Below are 18,530 nucleotides of genomic sequence, written 5' to 3'. Positions count from 1 at the left end.
TCATTAGCACCAATCTGAAGATCCATAGGTCCAGCCTGTAAAACAGTAATACATACATTATCAGAACCAGCACCATCTGTTATACTTGCCCCATCATTATTTACCGTTTGATCAGTAAATGTAGTTTTAGCAGCTCCAGGAGTAGCCTTAAATTTGATTTCAAAGCCGTCACCGTCTGTTACCGTAATAATGTTACCACTACAAGAAGCTGTAGCAGTGGACGAAAAACCATTTCCTAACGTCGCTTTTGCATCTACACCAACAGCTTTAGCACCACCACTGCTAATACCAAATAGGCCACTAAGTTTATCGTTATCACAATGCATCTCAATCGTCTGATTGGAACCATATTCTTTTGTCATAAATACAAGTGATCCATTGTCAATCGGTCCACTCTCATAACCAGCAAAGTCTGGGTCCCCTGATGTACCAATTTGAGCAAATACCTTAATATTCATTGTATCACAGGCTTCACGAAGCTTTTCAAATACCTGCTCCATGGTATCACCAGCGTTAATTTTTATTTCTGTACCATTAATATTAATAATACCTGCCTCATCATCAGCAATTTGATCAGAAAGTCCACCTAATTGCATTCCTGTCATAACAGCTTGTCTTGCATCTTGATTTATAATAAAATTATAGTCTTTTGCATCTACGTTATCGGATAGAGAAATCATTTCCACATCAGAGGTATTGGAATAGCTCTGGCAATCTAAATTTCCATTTAGTAAAGGTTTTGTATTAAACTCAGTGTCTGTTGAAATACGAGTAATTTCGTTGTTTAACTGGTTAATTTCTTTTTGAATTGCCAAGCGATCTTCTGCAGTGTTGGTACCATTTGCAGCTTGCACTGAAAGTTCTCTCATTCGCTGTAACATTGCATTAACCTCATTTAATGCACCCTCTGCTGTCTGAATAACTGACACACCGTCAGAAGCATTTCTTGAAGATTGCTCTAACCCTTCAATCTGTGTTTTCATTTTTCTTGAGATAGCAAGTCCTGCTGCATCATCGGCAGCACGATTAATTCGGTATCCGCTACTTAATCTCTCTAAACTCTTATCTAATGCATTATTATTAATTTTTAATTGATTATTACCGCGAAGTGCTGAAATATTATGATTTATTCTCATCTCTTTACCTGCATCCTTTCTTATTCCTTCTCTTTCGAAACTTCTAGTTTCTGAAAACTCTGTATGATTGTTTTTGCTGCAAGATATAACGTTTCGGTATCATATCTGTTTTCTGTTGCATCCGGTGTTAATGAATTATCCTTAACCTTTTCCGAGGCAGATTCTAACTGTGCTTCCCTATAAAACTTCCCGCTCTTATAAAGATAACCCTGCGCGGTTTTTGACTTTATTCCAATGTTTATCGAAGCAATCGAAATGTCCTGATTTTTTAATGCTTCAAGCAAGATTTCCTGATTCTCTTTCAAGTTTTCTAAAGCAGCTTTATCCTCTACTGTGATAAAGCATTTCGCAGTTTCATCGCTTGCATATAGCTCCGCTTGTACCGTTCCAAACGTATTTGACGGATAAGATATGTACACCTTTCCCTCATTCGTTGTCCCATGGATTACCGTTAAATTAATATTGGTAATAGAATCTTCTGTTATTAATGGAATATTATAATGTTCTTTTTTATTTAAGCCTTGATTTAACCGAATCATAGATTTTAACTGCTTTATCTCTAATACCTGATTTGCAGTAACATCTGGTTCTAAAAGAACCTCATCGGAAGCTACCGAAAGAGAATGGTAAAACTCCTCTAACGAAGAAATAAGTTTCTCTTTGTTATCAATGCAATCAATAGGATATTTCTTTAACTCTTCTATGCTTTTCTTTTGAAGTAGCCTAGATGCATTTTTGTAAATACTATCATTCTGGCTTAAAAGTTCTTTTGTAGCAGCAATATTATGAATACTATTTGACAACCCATAATCTTTTAGGAAACGTAACTCATCACTGCTGTTGTTGGATATTTCTCGTATTTGTTCTAATCGGTCACTCTCATACAAGTCGGCCTTGTGAAGTAGATCCTTCTTGTTAAGGGATTCCTCCATAAATTTCTCAGACTCTAGACTATTCTGTGTCTTATTTTGAGAGTCCTGCCCATTCACTTTCGATAGTTTTTCTGATAGTTCCTCTAAGGTACTATCATAGACAGATGTATTCGACATGGACATTACTTCCTTTAGTGCACTTGGAGTAATCTCTTTTTGAATTTCCCGAACCAACTTTTCTCCATAGAAAGCAGCATCAATCTGTGCGGTTATCGAATTACTATACCCTGCCCCTTTTGTTAGCTTTCCAAAATCATCATCAATCCGTTCATCCATCGAACCATGCTTTGAGGAACGAACTGCTGTTAATAAATTTTTAAGGTTCAACTCCCCTCCCGCCTTAACAATTGCACCAATTGCAGCGCCATCGGACTTCTGTATCTGATGAAGTAGACGATAGATTCCAATGTATGATTCACGCTCTGGCGGGCTAATTTCTCCATTTGCCTCAAGTTCTACTAAAAACTTTGCAAACCCATCGGTACTGTCTGTTCCATTGTCTTTTAAATGTTCCTTTAATGTGCTAGATAACTCATCAAGGTTCATAGTTAGAGGGTTAACCCCATCTTTAATTAAGGAGGCTGTAACAGATGGTTTTAAGCCTTCTATTACTTCTGACACTTTAGCATCATATGCCTTCATAGCTAAGACGTTATCCTGTGTAATTTCTATGTTGTTATATCCTAGAATACGAACAGCTCTCTGATTCGCAGTTGTAGTATCAAGTTGTATCTCTTTTAAAAGAGAATCTACAGATCCAAATGCTTTTTTAATGGAATCCCCCATATCTGCGCGTGGTGAAGTCATTAAATGTTCATAGGCTTCCTTTGCATTTTTTAACTGATCACTCTCTAACGTACTAGTGTCATATAACCGACTAAGCGACACCTGTTGTCTGATTGTAAAGGTGGAACTAAGAACGGTTGCAGACGACTGCTTTAATGTATCCACTGTTGATACTGTCTGCTTTAACAAATCTATTTGGGACCTAGCATCTATACCAACTTCTTGTCCGAGTTTTTCATAATATTCCTCTTCCAGTTGTTTTAATCCCTCAACAACTTTTGCTATACTCTCTGTTTCTAGAGAAATACCTTTCGCAGATAGCTTTAAGGAAGCTTCTACTGTAAGCTTTAGTCGTATTTCCTCTAACTGACGTTTCGCAGTGATGGAGGCTATATCGCCTGTATCAGCATTCACCTTTAAGTTGTTTATTCCTTCAATATCACTTTTTATCTCACCATTTTGTACCTGCATAAGAAACTTTAGACTTAGTTTTTCAAGGCTTTGATTACTACCTTTCTCAATCCTTAAGTAGGCGGTAGCCTTATCTATCGTTTCTTCTGAGATTTGATGGATAGTTTCAATAAAATCCTTAAACTTATCCTCCTCTGTAGATAGGAGTACACCTTGCCTTGGATCTTTACCATCTTTTAATGCATTTACTGCACCGGTAAGTACCATGTTTTCTTGATCTTCTGGCTTAATCGAGGATAAATTCATTTTGTATCGTATATTATCACTTGTGACTGGTAAATTACGTTCAAATAGCCACTTTGCTTCTTGTAAAGACTCTTCCTCTACTGGAATATTTCCTTCTTTTAGAATCTGTTTAACTGCACCTTCTAGCTCACGAAAGGCTTCCTCATTTTCTTGTTTCCGTGCTATATTCCCGCTATGCTCTGCTTTATAGATACTTTCAATGGTTGGCTTAAGGTTATGTTGTATCAGGTAAGCCATCGTGTTTTCACTTAGACCACTCCCTGAAGGTGCAATCTTCGATGAAGATGCAATCTTTAATGAAGATGCAATCTTTAATGAAGATGCAATCTTCATTGCATTGACAATCTGTTCCACATTCTCTACTGTTACAGGCAAATCTGCATTTAATAAACGGTCAACAATCTGCTTTGCCATACCCTCATCAGGGATACATGCTCTTGCAATCTTTTCAGCCATCTCCCTGGTTCTTTTCATGATTTCTTTCTGAGCATCTAATGATTCTCCCCTTATTACCTTCTGTGTTTTAATTCGTTCTAAGGCTCGTGCGAGACGCTCTTGTTCAAAATCCTCGATTGAAAATCCTTCTTCTGATAATTCGTGATAATCTTCCTCGGTCATACAAGTAGCAGTCTGCTTAAGATCCTGCTCCTCATCTTTAACCGAAGTTTCTCCACTCATCTGTGTAGAAACCGTTCCTTTTCCTGCATCAACCTGAGTAAACAATAGAGTTACCTCTTTTTTGTTCTCCTGTTTCTCTGCACTTCCAACTTCCTTTAGCACAATACCATTCTTCGATACATCCGTTATCTTAAATTTCCTAATCTCGCCTTCCTTGGCATTTGGGACTGTTTCTTTCGAGAACTTGCATTCTCGTCCACTAAAGTTGATGAAAATCTGATCTGAAACATCTAAGACTATGCCTTCTAATATCTGACCTACTTCATAAGTCGGCTGATTTGCACCTTCTTTGGAAATCGCTTCTATTTGATTTTTTTGTTGATTTCCAGTTGCATAAATCCCATTCATATTCATGATTATTCCCCTTGCCCGCTTTAGCGGAATCAAAATCAGTAGTTGAAAGTGATTTCTTTCAGTTGAAAGACATTATCTTTCAATACACTCTCACTTTACTTCGTTATAACGAAATACGTTAATATGCCTTCATTACTATCATGTATTTCGGATATTTTTATAAAAACTTAACTGGTTCGCTCAAAATTCCTAGAACTGGTTATGTAACCAAACTATTTTACATACATTAAACTATACGTTCTGCTTCGTGCTAAGCCTTAGGAATAAGATAAAAAATTTTACCGTTTCACTACACCTCCATAAATGGTATGAAATTGTAATAGATAATGTAAAAAAACTTCCACTAATCTTAAACTTAGTAATGAATTTGTAGGATATACGAAATTGTGCTGTCGCCCAAATTCGAGGGATTGCGACAGAATGGAGGAGCTTTATGAAAAAATTAAACAGATTATTTGCCTTATTTCTAAGCCTTATTCTAGTCATAAGTCTGGTTGGATGTAAGGAAAAAACGCAGGAAGACATACAGAAAAGTTATCATACTTTTCTTGATAAGTTATTTAAAGATCAGGTTACAAGTGACTCCCTATCACTTCATTACACTTTGGCAAACCCTGAAAACTACGGTATAAAAAATATCAAACCGACGCTGGGTACGTTTTCCATAGATCAGATGAAGAAGGATATAATCGATGCAGAAAACAACAGAAACAAATTACAAGAGTTTAATTACGATTGGCTGACGAAAGAAGATCAGATTACTTATGAGATTCTAAATGACGTATTTTCCAAAAATCTTGCTATAGGTACTTACCCATATCTTGTAGAACAGCTTGGTCCAACGACTGGCCTGCAAGCGCAGTTACCAATTCTTTTTGCGGAATATGCCTTTTACTCGAAAGACGACATTACTACATATATTAAACTTCTGAATTGCGTAGATGATTATTTTACATCCCTTGAAGAATTTGAGAAAGAAAAATCCCAAAAAGGTTATTTTATGACGGATGACATTGCGGATGACATAATCGCTCAGTGTCAAGATTTTATTAAAAGCCCTGAAGATAACTTCTTAATCACATCATTTAAGGAAAGAATGGAAATCATTCCAGATTTAACAGATAAGGAAAAAAGTGATTTTGAAGAGAAGAATAAAGCTGCAATTTTAACTTCCGTGATTCCTGCCTATCATAGCTTAATTGATACATTGATTTCTTTAAAAGGTAGTTCAAAAAATGAAAACGGACTTTGCGGTTTCGAGGGCGGAAAAGAATATTATGAGTTAAAAGTTCAGTCATCCACTGGTTCATCAAAAACAATTCCAGAGATGAAAAGGAGCTTAAAAGCCTTACTAAACCGTTGCTTATCTACCATTACCACACTAAGTATCAAAGATCCAACCCTTTATGACCAATATATAAATATTACCTTCCCAGAAACAGAACCGAATGCTACAATGGAGTACCTCGCGGCTCAAATTACTAAGGATTTTCCTGTTTTGGATAGCGTTAATTATACCGTAAAGTATGTTCCTGATTCCTTAGAAAATCATCTTAGTCCAGCAATGTACTTAGTACCACCGATTGACTTTTATACGGAAAATTGTATCTACATTAATGATAATCCAAACTTTGATATGACAAAGTTGTTCCCAACGATAGCACATGAAGGTTATCCAGGTCATCTCTATCAAAATGTGTATTTTAGAAAACTTAATAAACATCCAATACGTAGTGTTATTAATGTAACTGGTTACGATGAGGGCTGGGCTACCTATGTGGAATGCTATTCCTATGGTATAGCTGGACTAAGTCAGAATCTTTCTGACTTCCTAAAAGCAAATATGATAGCCGTACATTGCTTATACTCTCTAACAGATATCGGTATACACTATGAAGGATGGACGAAAGAGGAAACTATAGATTTTTGGAGTAATTACGTATCCTCTCCGGAAGATGCTGAGGGAATCTATAATTCCATTCTTGGTGAGCCAGGCATTTATCTTCCTTACTGTGTGGGCTATATTGAAATAATGGAGCTAAAAAGTCTAGCAAAATCCACATTGCAGGAGAATTTCCGTCTAAAAGATTTTCATACCTTCTTATTGGATTTTGGACCAGCGCCATATGATATCATAGAAAAATATTTAAAAAACTGGCTGACAGAAAAAACTGGATCTAATTCTGAAAAAAAATAAAAATTTTTTACTCACCACTATAGCCCTAGATTATTTCTATAAAGAATAAGCAAATTGTACCGCTTCACGAAGCGGATACTCGGAACCATCTTCGCTAAGAAGCGGGGGACATCTTCTGTAAGGTTATATTATAAGAACGTGAAAGCAAGAAATTTTTTGTGCTCCGTCATTCATTGTAGCGTCAAAAAATTCTCTTGCTTTTACTATAACTCGTATCATGCAGTAATAAGCAGATATCATCTCTTTGATATTTTCAAATTTGTTGCTTTTTTAACATAGCAAATACTAACTTTAGGCCTGTTTTTATGAATTTATTACATTAATTTTGTCTAATCTTATAAGTTTGTTAAATATTTGATATAAATATTGACATTTACATGCAATAAATTTATACTTAAATTGGTAGAAATTGATAATATCGTCACAAGTGTTCCCGTTTTAAGGGTTTCCATATTGTTCGTTTGATCAATTTATTTTCTGCCAGTAGAAGCATTCTTTCGCTTCCGGTGAGCAGCAAATATATTAGATATATCATAATTCATAGGAGGAAATCAATCATGTCAACAAAAGCGTATTATAAGCGCGACGAAATCGGTGTTGGAAAACCAGGATTTACAAAAACTCGCTCAATTATTGAAGCCGCTTTTTATGGCAACAATGTTGTGAAAGTCAACACCCTAAAGGAAGCCTACGAGCTTGCGAAAAATTCTCCTGGTACTGTGGTAACTGATATGCCAGTATACAGAGGAGAAGAATTTGGTCTAGAGAAAGACTCAAAAGTGCTCTTATTTAATGACGGCTCTATTACAGGACGTTATGCTGCTGCAAGAAGAATCGCTGGTGAGCCAAATGTTGATTGTGCGGAATTAGACAAAATCGTTATGGATGCCATTTATGATACAAGATGGGATACCATGTACCATGCAGAAGTTTACATAGGCTTAGATCCTGAATTTATAGTAAAAGCCCATCTGCTAATTCCAGAAGGTGAAGAAAACATTATGTACTCATGGATGTTAAACTTTCAATACATGTCAGATGAGTATGTAAGGATGTACAAAAATTCAAAACCTATTGGTAACGAACCGGACATCTATATTTTCTCAAATCCGCAATGGACCGGAACCACTAATCCTAAGTATGATCCTAAGTGTTTATGCTATTTTAACACTGCTGAAAACTGTGCTGCAATCTTAGGTATGAGATACTTTGGAGAACATAAAAAAGGAACTCTCACGATCGGATGGGCTGTTGCTAACCGAAATGGATATGCATCTTGCCATGGTGGTCAAAAAAGATACAACCTTCCGAATAGCAAATCTTATGTAGCATCAGTATTCGGTCTTTCTGGATCAGGAAAATCTACGATAACGCATGCGAAACATAATGGTAAGTATGACATAACCGTACTTCATGATGATGCATTTATTATCAATACAGAGACTGGATCCTCTATCGCGATGGAGCCAACTTATTTTGATAAAACTGCTGACTACCCTACATACTGCGAAGATAATAAATATCTATTAACAGCTCAAAACTGCTCCGCTACCATTGATGAGGATGGTAAGGTAGTTTTGGTAACGGAGGATATCCGTAATGGTAATGGTCGTGCCATTAAATCAAAATTATGGTCACCGAACCGTGTTGATAAAATAGAAGAGCCCGTAAATGCTATCTTCTGGATTATGAAAGATCCTACTATCCCTCCAATAGTAAAATTAAAAGGAGCTTCGCTTGCTTCTGTTATGGGAGCAACATTGGCAACAAAAAGATCAAATGCAGAAAGATTAGCAGAAGGTATTGACCCTAAAGCATTAGTAGTGGAACCATATGCAAACCCATTTAGAACTTATCCTTTAGCAAATGATTATGATAAATTCAAAAAGTTAGTAGCTGAAAGAAACGTAGATTGTTACATTATCAATACTGGCGACTTCATGGGTAAAAAGGTAAAACCAGCAGATACACTTGGCGTTATAGAAGCAGTTGTCGAAGGTAAGGCTGATTTTAAACAATGGGGGCCTTTTGAAGATATTGAAATCTTTGAGTGGAACGGATTTATTCCAAATCTAGATGACCCAGAATATATTGATCAGTTAAAAGCTAGAATGCTAGATCGTGTTAAATTTGTTGAGAGTAGAGAAAGCATGAAAGGCGGATATGATAAACTTCCAGAAGATGCTCTTTTAGCTCTTAAGAAGGTAGTATCTGAGTTAAACTAAAGGTTATTATTCTATTTTTCATCCACTATAGATACAAAGATTGTGCGATGATTAGCGCACAACAACGGCACGCTATCCTTATTGTGGTAGCGTGCTATTTGTTGTATTTTTTTATTGTAAAATATGGCTTGTTTTGCCCTATTTCTCCCCGCTTATGAAGTCGACAAAACGATACAAGAAAGAGCAAGATTACAATATCGATTAATCCCTGTAATGTGCTAATATACAAGTAGGGTAATAGAAAGTTATATCCGAGAATCGGTTTTAATCTTCTATTGCCTATTTGTTGGAACAGGATTTGTTCCGATAATCAGATTAGCGGTGCAAAAAACGCACTTGTTATCTAAATCTTTAAAGGAGGCATGTATGCAATACGGACATTTTGATCAAGAAAAAAAAGAGTATGTCATCGACCGCGTTGACCTTCCAACCTCATGGACCAATTATCTAGGGGTTAAAGACACTTGTGTGGTTGTAAATCAAACCGCAGGTGGCTACATGTTTTATAAATCACCAGAATACCACCGTGTTACAAGATTTCGCGGAAATAGTGTACCAATGGATCGCCCAGGGCATTATGTATACCTTAGGGACAATGAGACGAAGGATTACTGGAGTGTTTCATGGCAACCAGTAGGTAAGCCATTAGATGAAGCTAAGTATACCTGCCGTCATGGAATGTCCTACTCCGTCTACGAATGTGATTATCAAAAATTAAAGGCGACACAAACACTTGTTGTACCAATCGATGAAGATGTGGAACTTTGGGATGTAACAGTTACGAATAACGATTCCAAACCAAGAAATATTAGCCTATTTACATATTGTGAATTTTCTTTTCATCATATTATGATAGATAATCAGAACTTCCAAATGAGCCTTTACTGTGCTGGTTCTTCCTATGAAGATGGCATTATAGAGCATGACTTATTCTATGAAGAATTTGGTTATCAATACTTTACCTCAACCTTAGCACCAGATGGTTATGAATGTCTCCGTGATAAATTCCTTGGTCTTTATCATACAGAAACTAATCCAATCGGAGTTATGAATGGTGAATTAAGTGGTAGTACCGAACTTGGAAATAATCACTGTGGTTCTCTTCAACATAATTTTGTTATTCAGCCAAACGAAACAATACGAATTGTTTATATGTTAGGTGAAGGGAATCGTAGTGCCGGCAAGCGTATTCGCGAAAAATATAGTAATTTATCCGCAGTCGATCAAGTTTATCATGACTTAAAGACTTTCTGGAATGAAAAACAAAGTAAATTACAGATTCAAACTCCAAATGAGGGAATGAATACTTTAATTAATACATGGACTTTATACCAAGCTGAAATTAATGTTATGTTCTCTCGCTTTGCTTCCTTTATTGAAGTTGGTGGAAGAACAGGTCTTGGATACCGAGATACTGCACAAGATTCCATGACAATACCTCATTCTAATCCAGAAAAATGTAAACAGCGTATTCGTGAGTTAATGCAAGGTCTTGTGTCCGTTGGTTATGGACTTCATTTATTCCAACCAGAATGGTTTGTGAAAGATGAAGATAAAAAACCTTTCAAATCACCAACCGTAGTTCCATCTCCGGATAAAAACAGCATCGTTCATGGTATCAAAGATGCTTGCTCTGATGATGCATTATGGCTCGTATCCTCTGTTGTAGAATACATAAAAGAGACCGGAGAATTTGAATTAGCAGACGAAGTGATTACTTACGCAGATGGTGGTGAGGGGACTGTATATGAACATCTAACCAAAATCTTAGATTTTTCTTCAAAGCAAGTTGGAGCAACCGGTATCTGCAAAGGACTTCGCGCCGATTGGAACGACTGTCTAAACCTTGGTGGTGGAGAAAGTGCAATGGTTTCTTTCTTACACTACTGGGCTCTTAATAATTTTATCTCTCTTGCGAAATTTTTAAATCGTGAAGAGGATGTACAAAAATACACGGCTTTAGCTGATCATGTCAAAGAAGTATGTAACAAAGAACTATGGGATCAGGAATGGTTCATCCGTGGTATAACGAAAAACGGTAAAAAAATTGGTACAATAAATGATAAAGAAGGTAAGATTCACTTAGAATCTAACTCTTGGGCTGTATTATCTGGTGCTGCTACCAATGAAAAAGGCCTCAAAGCTATGGATAGTGTATATCAGCATTTATATACTCCATATGGAATTTTACTAAATGCACCTTCCTATACAGTGCCAGATGATGATATTGGTTTTGTAACTCGTGTTTATCCTGGCTTAAAGGAAAATGGAGCAATTTTTAGTCACCCCAATCCATGGGCATGGGCAGCAGAGTGTGAACTTGGTCGTGGTGACAGAGCAATGGAATTTTATAATGCTCTTTGCCCATATTATCAAAATGATAAAATCGAGATTCGTGAAGCAGAACCATATTCTTATTGCCAATTTATTATGGGTAGGGATCACACTGCTTTCGGCCGTGCAAGACACCCATTTATGACTGGTACCGGCGGTTGGGCATATTTTAGTGCCACTAGATATATGCTCGGTATTAAGCCTCAATTTGACTATTTAGAGATTAATCCTTGCATTCCAGGCTCATGGGACAGCTTCCATGTAACCAGAGAATGGAGAGGTGCAGTCTATGAGATTGCTGTCGAAAATCCAGATGGAGTTATGAAGGGCGTTAAAGAAATCTATCTTGATGGAAAATTGGTAGAAAGACTTCCGGTTCAGGAGCCAAATACCACGCACCATGTTCGTATTGTGATGGGAGCGTTAAAGAACAAAGTTTTTTAAAGTGAATTTTAATTCACTTTGCTAATATTGTGCCTGCGGCCTATCGTTTGCAGGCTAGGGAAAGGCATGGTTATAATTATGATTAAATTTGGTACTGGGGGCTGGCGTGCTATCATTGGAGATGACTTCACCAAGTCAAACATACAGCTACTCGCAAAAGGTCTTTGCGATAAAATGAAAGCAGAAGGTGTTGCTGATATAGGAGTTGTATTAGGCTATGACCGCCGCTTTCTGGCAAAAGAAGCTATGCAATGGGCAGCGACTGTCTTTGCAAAAGAAGGAATACACGCTTCTCTTGTGAATAAGTCTTCGCCTACACCGCTGATTATGTTCTATGTGATGAAACATAATCTTCCATATGGACTTATGATTACCGCTAGTCATAATCCTGCGATTTATAACGGAATTAAGGTTTTCTCTGCTGGTGGTAGAGATGCAGATGAACTCCAAACACAAGACTTGGAAAGTTATATAAGCAACTTAACTGCGGAAGATGTTAACGACATGAGCTATGAGGAGGCAATCTCAAAAGGTCTTATTAAAGAAATCTATCCTTTGAATGAGTACCTTGATAATATTATTGCTACTGTGGATATGGATGCTATTCGAAAAAGAAGCTTAAAAATAGTTATCGACCCAATGTATGGTGTTAGTGAAACTTCTCTAACCACAATTTTTCATACTGCACGTTGTGAAGTTTACACGATTCATGACCGACATGATACACTTTTTGGTGGTAAGCTTCCTTCACCTTCCGCTGCTACTCTTCACTCCTTACAGCGTGCTGTCATTGATCGTAAATGTGATATCGGTATTGCAACAGATGGTGATGCAGACCGTATCGGCGTGATTGATGATACTGGACATTTTCTACATCCAAACGATATTCTTGTACTACTTTATTATTATCTTGTAAAGTACAGAGGCTGGGAAGGTCCAGTCGTAAGAAATATCGCTACTACTCATATGCTTGATAAGGTAGCGAAAAAATTTGGTCAAGAATGCTATGAAGTTCCTGTTGGCTTTAAGCATATCTCTGCTAAAATGAATGCCACAAATGCAATCATCGGGGGAGAGTCCTCAGGCGGTCTTACTGTCCGAGGTCATATCAAAGGAAAAGATGGCGTATATGCTGCTGCTCTTTTGGTAGAAATGATTGCAATTACCGGAAAAAGATTATCCGAAATCTATAGAGATATTGAACAAGAATTTGGTTCGATTGAGATGGAGGAAGCAAACTATCATTTTAGTCAAGATAAGAAGGATGAAATCTATAAAGTATTAATGGAAGATAAAAAACTTCCTATTTTCCCAACAGAAATAGATCATGTTTCTTATCTTGATGGAAGTAAAGTATATTTTAAGAACGGTGGTTGGGTTGTAGCAAGATTCTCAGGAACTGAACCATTACTTCGAATCTTTTGTGAAATGAGCTCCATAAAAACAGCTCGTAAAATAATCTCTCTTTATGAAGACTTCTTAGGACTCACACCAGAGCCTTAATATACTATCTTCGTTCCCCTGTGTCCTCCTCTCTCTTGGGCACAGGATACCCTCCAACTTGGAGGCGAAGTCACTTTGCCCGCAGGGTGAGTGCACATCCCTCGGAGAGATTTTGTTAAGTGCCCACTTAACATAGTAAACATTATAAAATTATAAATCGAAATAATTTAAGTATCATGGTATAATAGTTGTAAGTACCATGATAAATAAAAAGCAGAAATTCTATATGTTTGGGATTTCTGCTTTTATTGTCTTTTTTGTTAACAGATGGGGGTAATGATGAAAATACATATTAAGTCAAACAATGAAGTTTCTCTAAAATGGAGTATGATGCGTACTCTAATCTTATGTTGGGTATTACCGTTTACATTACTAACAATTATCGTTATAGAATTTGTTTATCATAACTTAAATCAACAGACAGAGCAAACGATTGTAAACTCCACAGAAAAAGCGGTAGAAATTTGCCTTTCAAGGATGCAAGATTCGATTATTGCATCGAAAAATGCTTCCTATCTTCCAACCATTCGGGAAAGATATAATCAATATCTTCTTGATAATAACTATCTAGTGCTATACGAAAAGGTAACCTTATTTTTAACACAACAATATAAATTCGATGATCGCTTACTAAGTACTATGCTAATATTTACAGATAACCCGAACGATGTTTATTATACATACAGCAACAAATATAAATCTACATATTCCAACGTCCAGTATTTCAAACGTAATGTTTTAGCCAAGGTTATCGAAATCTCAAAAGATTTAGATACTAAAGTTAAGTTCCTTCCATTTGATGATCGTGTTTACATGGTAAGAAATCTTATGACACCAAATTTTGAGCCATATGCAGTTATTGCAATGGAACTAAATAATGAGACTGTCTTTGAAAGCATTAGTACCATCTGGGGATACGAAGCAGGTACCATCTATAAAAATGGAAGTTTTCTATGGGGCTCCAAAGAAAATGAATATCTGACCCGTTATGATGACATTACCAATCAAAGCGTCTACTATAAAAATGAAAAAGGGTCTTATGTATACAAAACACTAAAGTACAATCAAGATGTACTGACTTTCGTAGCAAAATTGGACAGTGAAGTCATACTCTATGAGATGGATGCATTAAGATACATCGTTACTTTATCGATTCCTTTGCTGATTGCATTCGCGCTCATTGTATTTCGATTCTTCCATCGAAAGATAACAAAACCGATAGTCCAACTAATATCAGCATCTCATAAAATTGAAGACGGAGATTATGGAACTCAAATTCAAATAATAGAAGGTAGTCAAGAATTTTCTTTCCTTAGCGAAGCATTTAACTCAATGTCCCTAAAACTTAAGTATCAGTTTGAGCAAATTTATCTGGAAGAGCTAGCTCTAAAGGATGCAAGGATCATGGCATTGCAATCACAGATAAATCCTCACTTTTTAAACAATACCTTAGAAATCATAAACTGGGAAGCAAGACTTATGGAAAATTATAAAGTAAGTGGTATGATTGAGGCCTTGTCAACCATTCTAGGCGCTACAATGAATCGAAAACACCAACAGCATATCCCGCTTGCAGAAGAACTTTCCTATGCAGATGCTTACTTCTTTATCATTTCTACAAGGCTTGGTGAACGGTTTCAAGTTGTCAAGGAAATTGATGAGAGTTTATTACAAGTTCCAGTACCTAGGCTTATTATTCAGCCAATTATTGAAAATGCTGTCGAGCATGGGATGAACGCACAAAACCAAGGCGTGGTTACTCTTCATATCTTTTCCGAGGAGGATAAATTATTTATCGAGGTTAGAAATCAAGGAGAATTAACAGTGAGAGACAAAGAGAGAATAGATGCCTTATTAAGTGATGATTACGACGCAGAGAATGAGCGCTCCACAAGTCTTGGTATTCGTAATGTGAACCGACGTCTAAAGATTATTTACGGGAGTGATTGCGGATTATCCATCAAAAGTGACAAAGACGGTTCTACGGTAAGTACAATTATCGTCAAATTAAACAAAACAAACTCAGACAAATAATAACAATTCAAAACATTAACCTTTCCCCATTCTTAAGGTATGATGGTATCAGATGATAAAAGCATCTAAAAATTTCACGGGAGGTTATTTTATGAAAAAATTACTTGCGTTACTGTTAACTCTTACAATGGTAGTATCTATGGCTGCCTGCGCTAAAAAAGAGGATCCAGCTACTAATAACCCTAGTAGTAATAACGACAATAGCTCTAATAAAGCTACTGCTACAACGGCTCCTACTGCTGCACCTAAGAAAGTTACATTAAATGTTACTACTACATATGCCGGAAACGATGGCAATGCTCAAAACTACCAAGACGCTGTTGCTAATTGGGAAAAAACAACTGGAAACAAAGTAAATGATTCCTCATCAACTTCTGATGAAACTTTTAAAGCAAGAGTTTTAACAGACTTCGAAACAGGGTCTGAACCAGATGTATTATTCTTCTTTAACGGTGTGGATTCCAATGCCTTCGTTCAAGCAGGCAAAGTAGTTTCTATCGATGAAATTCGTCAATCTTACCCTGACTATGCATCGAATATGAAAGATGGTATGCTAGGCGCTTCTCCTGTTGATGGAAAGAACTATTCCGTTCCTGTAAATGGTTACTGGGAAGGTATGTTTGTAAACAAAGAAGTATGTAAAGCTGCTGGTGTTCAGATTCCAGATGCTAACACTACATGGGATCAGTTCCTTGAGACTTGTCAGAAGATTAAAGATGCAGGTTATGCTCCTATCGCTGTTTCTTTAGCAACTGTACCTCACTACTGGTTTGAGTTCTCTATTTACAATTTCTTATCACCATCAACACATAATGTTCTTCCAAAAAACACAACTGATACTCAGGGACAGGCATGGGTTAACGGTCTTAACGATATTAAGATGCTTTATGAAAAAGGTTATTTCCCAGAAAATACTTTAACAGGTACTGACGATGAAACTGTTCAGTTATTTATTGATAATAAAGCAGCATTCTTAATCGATGGTTCTTGGAAAGTTGGTGGAATCGAAGGTTTAACAAGCGATATTGATAACTTTACTGTTACTTATGTTCCAGGAAAGGGCGACAGAAAGACTACTGATATCATCGGTGGATTATCTAGTGGATATTTTATCTCAAAGAAAGCTTGGGAAGATCCAGATAAACGTGCTGCTGCTGTTGATTTTATTACTTTCATGACAAGTGATGAGTTAGTTTCTAATTTCGCACAAGTATCAGCTACAGCATTAAAGAATGGTCCTACAGTAGATGAATCTACATTATCATCTCTTGCTAAAGATGGCCTTAAGTATGTAAAAGGCGCTACTGGAATGGCAAGCGCTGTAGAAGATCAGGTTCCAAGAGAGTGCAGAGTTCCTGTTTTTGATGGAATGCCTAACTTAGTAACTGGTAAAGCCGATATTTCAGAAGCAATACAAAGCGTTTTAGATTTAATAGCTGCTCAATAATCATACAAATAAAAGAATATTCGAGACTTTTCTTTGTCATGAATAAGAGGTGTCTGTACAGACCCACTTATTAGAAAAAAAATTGAGGCCGGAGAAATGCACTTTCTCTGGCCTTATTTTAAGAGAGGAGAAACTATGACAGCTCATATCTATAAAAACAAAAAACCGATAATTTTCTTCCTCGCACCAGCATTCGCCTTTATTATCGTATTCTTATATTATCCTTTTATACAGAATATCATTAACAGCTTTCAGGAAATTAGCGGGCTTGGTTCTGCAGCAAAGGGTTGGCAGGATCCATGGTATAGTAATTATACTACTCTAGTAAAAGATGAAAATATGCAGATAGCTCTAAAAAATACTCTGATTATGCTATTTGTAACAGTCTTTGGTCAGGTAGGTATTGCTCTTTTACTTTCCATTCTTACTGACCGTATCTCCCATGGTGCGAAGTTTTTCAGGGTCGTTTATTTCTTCCCTATTGTAATATCGGCCACTGCACTTGGATTATTAATATGGCTTATTGTTCTCTATGATAAGGGAATGCTCAACCAACTACGCGAGTTTTTTGGTGCAACAGACTTAATCGATTTTAAAAGAAAACCTTATGCTTTATTTACTATGTTTATTCCGGTTATGTGGCAATACGTCGGGTTTTATTTTATCATCCTTGTAACTGGATTAAATAATATTTCCTCTGAGTTATACGAAGCTGCAGCAATTGATGGTGCAACACCTTACCAACAGGTAAAATACATCTCCCTACCACTTCTTCGTAATGTAATTTGTACCTGTGTTGTTCTTGCCGTAACTGGTTCCTTAAAGGTGTTCGATCTTCCTTGGACATTATTCCCTAAAGGAATGTCAGATACCTGGCTTACCGGAACCTATATGTACTATCAGGTATTTAATGCAAACAATGTAGATTATAGTTCTGCTATTGCAGTTGTGATTGTTATCTTAGGCGTTGTTCTATCAAAACTTGTTAACACAATTTTCAAAGAAAAAGAATATTAAAGGAGGGTTGCTATGAAAACTATTACAGTAAAAAATAAAAGAAAAATATCCATAGGGCAACCCATTATCTATTTAATATTAAGTCTTTGGGCAGTTACTACAATTTATCCAATTGTATGGGTCGTAATAAATTCCTTTAAAGACCGAAGATACATCTTAAAAAATTCTTTTTCACTACCTATAGGAGAAGTTTTTACCCTAAGTAACTACGAATTGGCATTCAGACGTGTAAATATTCTCAATGCTTATAAAAATAGTTTAGTGATTTCCACCACTGTAGCTGTGACTGTTATAATATTTGCAGGATTAGCCTCTTACGTATTAGTAAGATATGAGTTTCGTTTAAAGAAATTATTATATGGTTTAGTAATTGCAGGTATGATGTTTCCTGTATACTCGACAATTATTCCTGTATTTCGTATGGAACATTCCTGGGGTATAGTAAATACCGATAAACTATATCTATCCCTGCTCTCCTGTGCTCTTCCGCAAATAGCGGGTAACTTATCCTTTGCTATTGTCGTCTTAATGGGGTATATTAAAAGCCTTCCAATAGAGCTTGAAGAAGCCGCATATATGGAAGGATGTAATATTTTTCAAATTTTCTTTCGTGTTATTGTTCCGTTAACCAAGCCGTCTTTTGCAACGGTTGCAATCTTCTCCTTTTTATGGAGCTATAATGATTTATTTACTCAGATGTTCTTCCTACGTACCAAGACACAGTGG

10 protein-coding genes are annotated in these 18,530 nt (G+C 36.5%); 8 read left to right on the top strand and 2 right to left on the bottom strand.

Translation table 11 applies throughout. The features are described 5' to 3' along the window. Both RTP52_RS14865 and RTP52_RS14860 read right to left on the bottom strand, forming a co-directional pair. On the bottom strand, positions 1–1,136 hold a 1,136-nt coding region (locus RTP52_RS14865), incomplete at its 3' end, for a flagellin N-terminal helical domain-containing protein (protein ID WP_312372218.1). A gap of 20 nt (positions 1,137–1,156) precedes the next feature. Then, positions 1,157–4,603, bottom strand: coding sequence for a DUF6240 domain-containing protein (locus tag RTP52_RS14860; protein WP_312372217.1), 3,447 nt, complete (start codon positions 4,601–4,603; stop codon positions 1,157–1,159). A gap of 433 nt (positions 4,604–5,036) precedes the next feature. On the opposite strand from RTP52_RS14860, the gene RTP52_RS14855 reads away from it, so the two are divergent. From RTP52_RS14855 to RTP52_RS14820, 8 genes are all read left to right on the top strand, one after another. Continuing rightward, positions 5,037–6,800: a DUF885 domain-containing protein gene (locus RTP52_RS14855; RefSeq protein ID WP_312372216.1), complete on the top strand. Its 1,764-nt coding sequence runs from the start codon at positions 5,037–5,039 to the stop codon at positions 6,798–6,800. Positions 6,801–7,357: 557 nt separating this feature from the next. After that, on the top strand, positions 7,358–9,025 hold the full coding sequence (locus tag RTP52_RS14850) for a phosphoenolpyruvate carboxykinase (ATP) (RefSeq protein WP_312372215.1): 1,668 nt from the start codon (positions 7,358–7,360) through the stop codon (positions 9,023–9,025). A gap of 366 nt (positions 9,026–9,391) precedes the next feature. Next, positions 9,392–11,803, top strand: coding sequence for a GH36-type glycosyl hydrolase domain-containing protein (locus tag RTP52_RS14845; RefSeq protein ID WP_312372214.1), 2,412 nt, complete (start codon positions 9,392–9,394; stop codon positions 11,801–11,803). A 78-nt stretch (positions 11,804–11,881) separates the two neighbouring features. Beyond that, positions 11,882–13,306, top strand: a complete 1,425-nt coding sequence (locus RTP52_RS14840) for a phosphoglucomutase/phosphomannomutase family protein (RefSeq protein WP_312372249.1) — start codon at positions 11,882–11,884, stop codon at positions 13,304–13,306. 279 nt (positions 13,307–13,585) lie between these two features. Beyond that, positions 13,586–15,340: a sensor histidine kinase gene (locus tag RTP52_RS14835; RefSeq protein WP_312100053.1), complete on the top strand. Its 1,755-nt coding sequence runs from the start codon at positions 13,586–13,588 to the stop codon at positions 15,338–15,340. A 91-nt stretch (positions 15,341–15,431) separates the two neighbouring features. Continuing rightward, positions 15,432–16,787, top strand: a complete 1,356-nt coding sequence (locus RTP52_RS14830) for an ABC transporter substrate-binding protein (RefSeq protein ID WP_312100054.1) — start codon at positions 15,432–15,434, stop codon at positions 16,785–16,787. A 135-nt stretch (positions 16,788–16,922) separates the two neighbouring features. Next, a complete protein-coding gene (locus tag RTP52_RS14825; protein WP_312100056.1) occupies positions 16,923–17,804 on the top strand; it encodes a carbohydrate ABC transporter permease in 882 nt (293 codons plus the stop codon). Positions 17,805–17,816: 12 nt separating this feature from the next. Beyond that, positions 17,817–18,530 (top strand): carbohydrate ABC transporter permease (locus RTP52_RS14820; RefSeq protein ID WP_312372212.1); only part of this gene is annotated, 714 nt, incomplete at its 3' end.

This window comes from Lachnoclostridium sp. (assembly GCF_031997925.1).
Lineage (GTDB): Bacteria > Bacillota > Clostridia > Lachnospirales > Lachnospiraceae > Lachnoclostridium.
This window is presented reverse-complemented; position numbering and strand designations above follow the sequence as displayed.

Excerpts from the sequence above, each read along its gene's own strand:
- RTP52_RS14860 (WP_312372217.1), bottom strand. The coding sequence starts at position 4,603 with ATGAATATGAATGGGATTTATGCAACTGGAAATCAACAAAAAAATCAA.
- RTP52_RS14855 (WP_312372216.1), top strand. The coding sequence starts at position 5,037 with ATGAAAAAATTAAACAGATTATTTGCCTTATTTCTAAGCCTTATTCTA.
- RTP52_RS14850 (WP_312372215.1), top strand. The coding sequence starts at position 7,358 with ATGTCAACAAAAGCGTATTATAAGCGCGACGAAATCGGTGTTGGAAAA.
- RTP52_RS14845 (WP_312372214.1), top strand. The coding sequence starts at position 9,392 with ATGCAATACGGACATTTTGATCAAGAAAAAAAAGAGTATGTCATCGAC.
- RTP52_RS14840 (WP_312372249.1), top strand. The coding sequence starts at position 11,882 with ATGATTAAATTTGGTACTGGGGGCTGGCGTGCTATCATTGGAGATGAC.
- RTP52_RS14835 (WP_312100053.1), top strand. The coding sequence starts at position 13,586 with ATGAAAATACATATTAAGTCAAACAATGAAGTTTCTCTAAAATGGAGT.
- RTP52_RS14830 (WP_312100054.1), top strand. The coding sequence starts at position 15,432 with ATGAAAAAATTACTTGCGTTACTGTTAACTCTTACAATGGTAGTATCT.
- RTP52_RS14825 (WP_312100056.1), top strand. The coding sequence starts at position 16,923 with ATGACAGCTCATATCTATAAAAACAAAAAACCGATAATTTTCTTCCTC.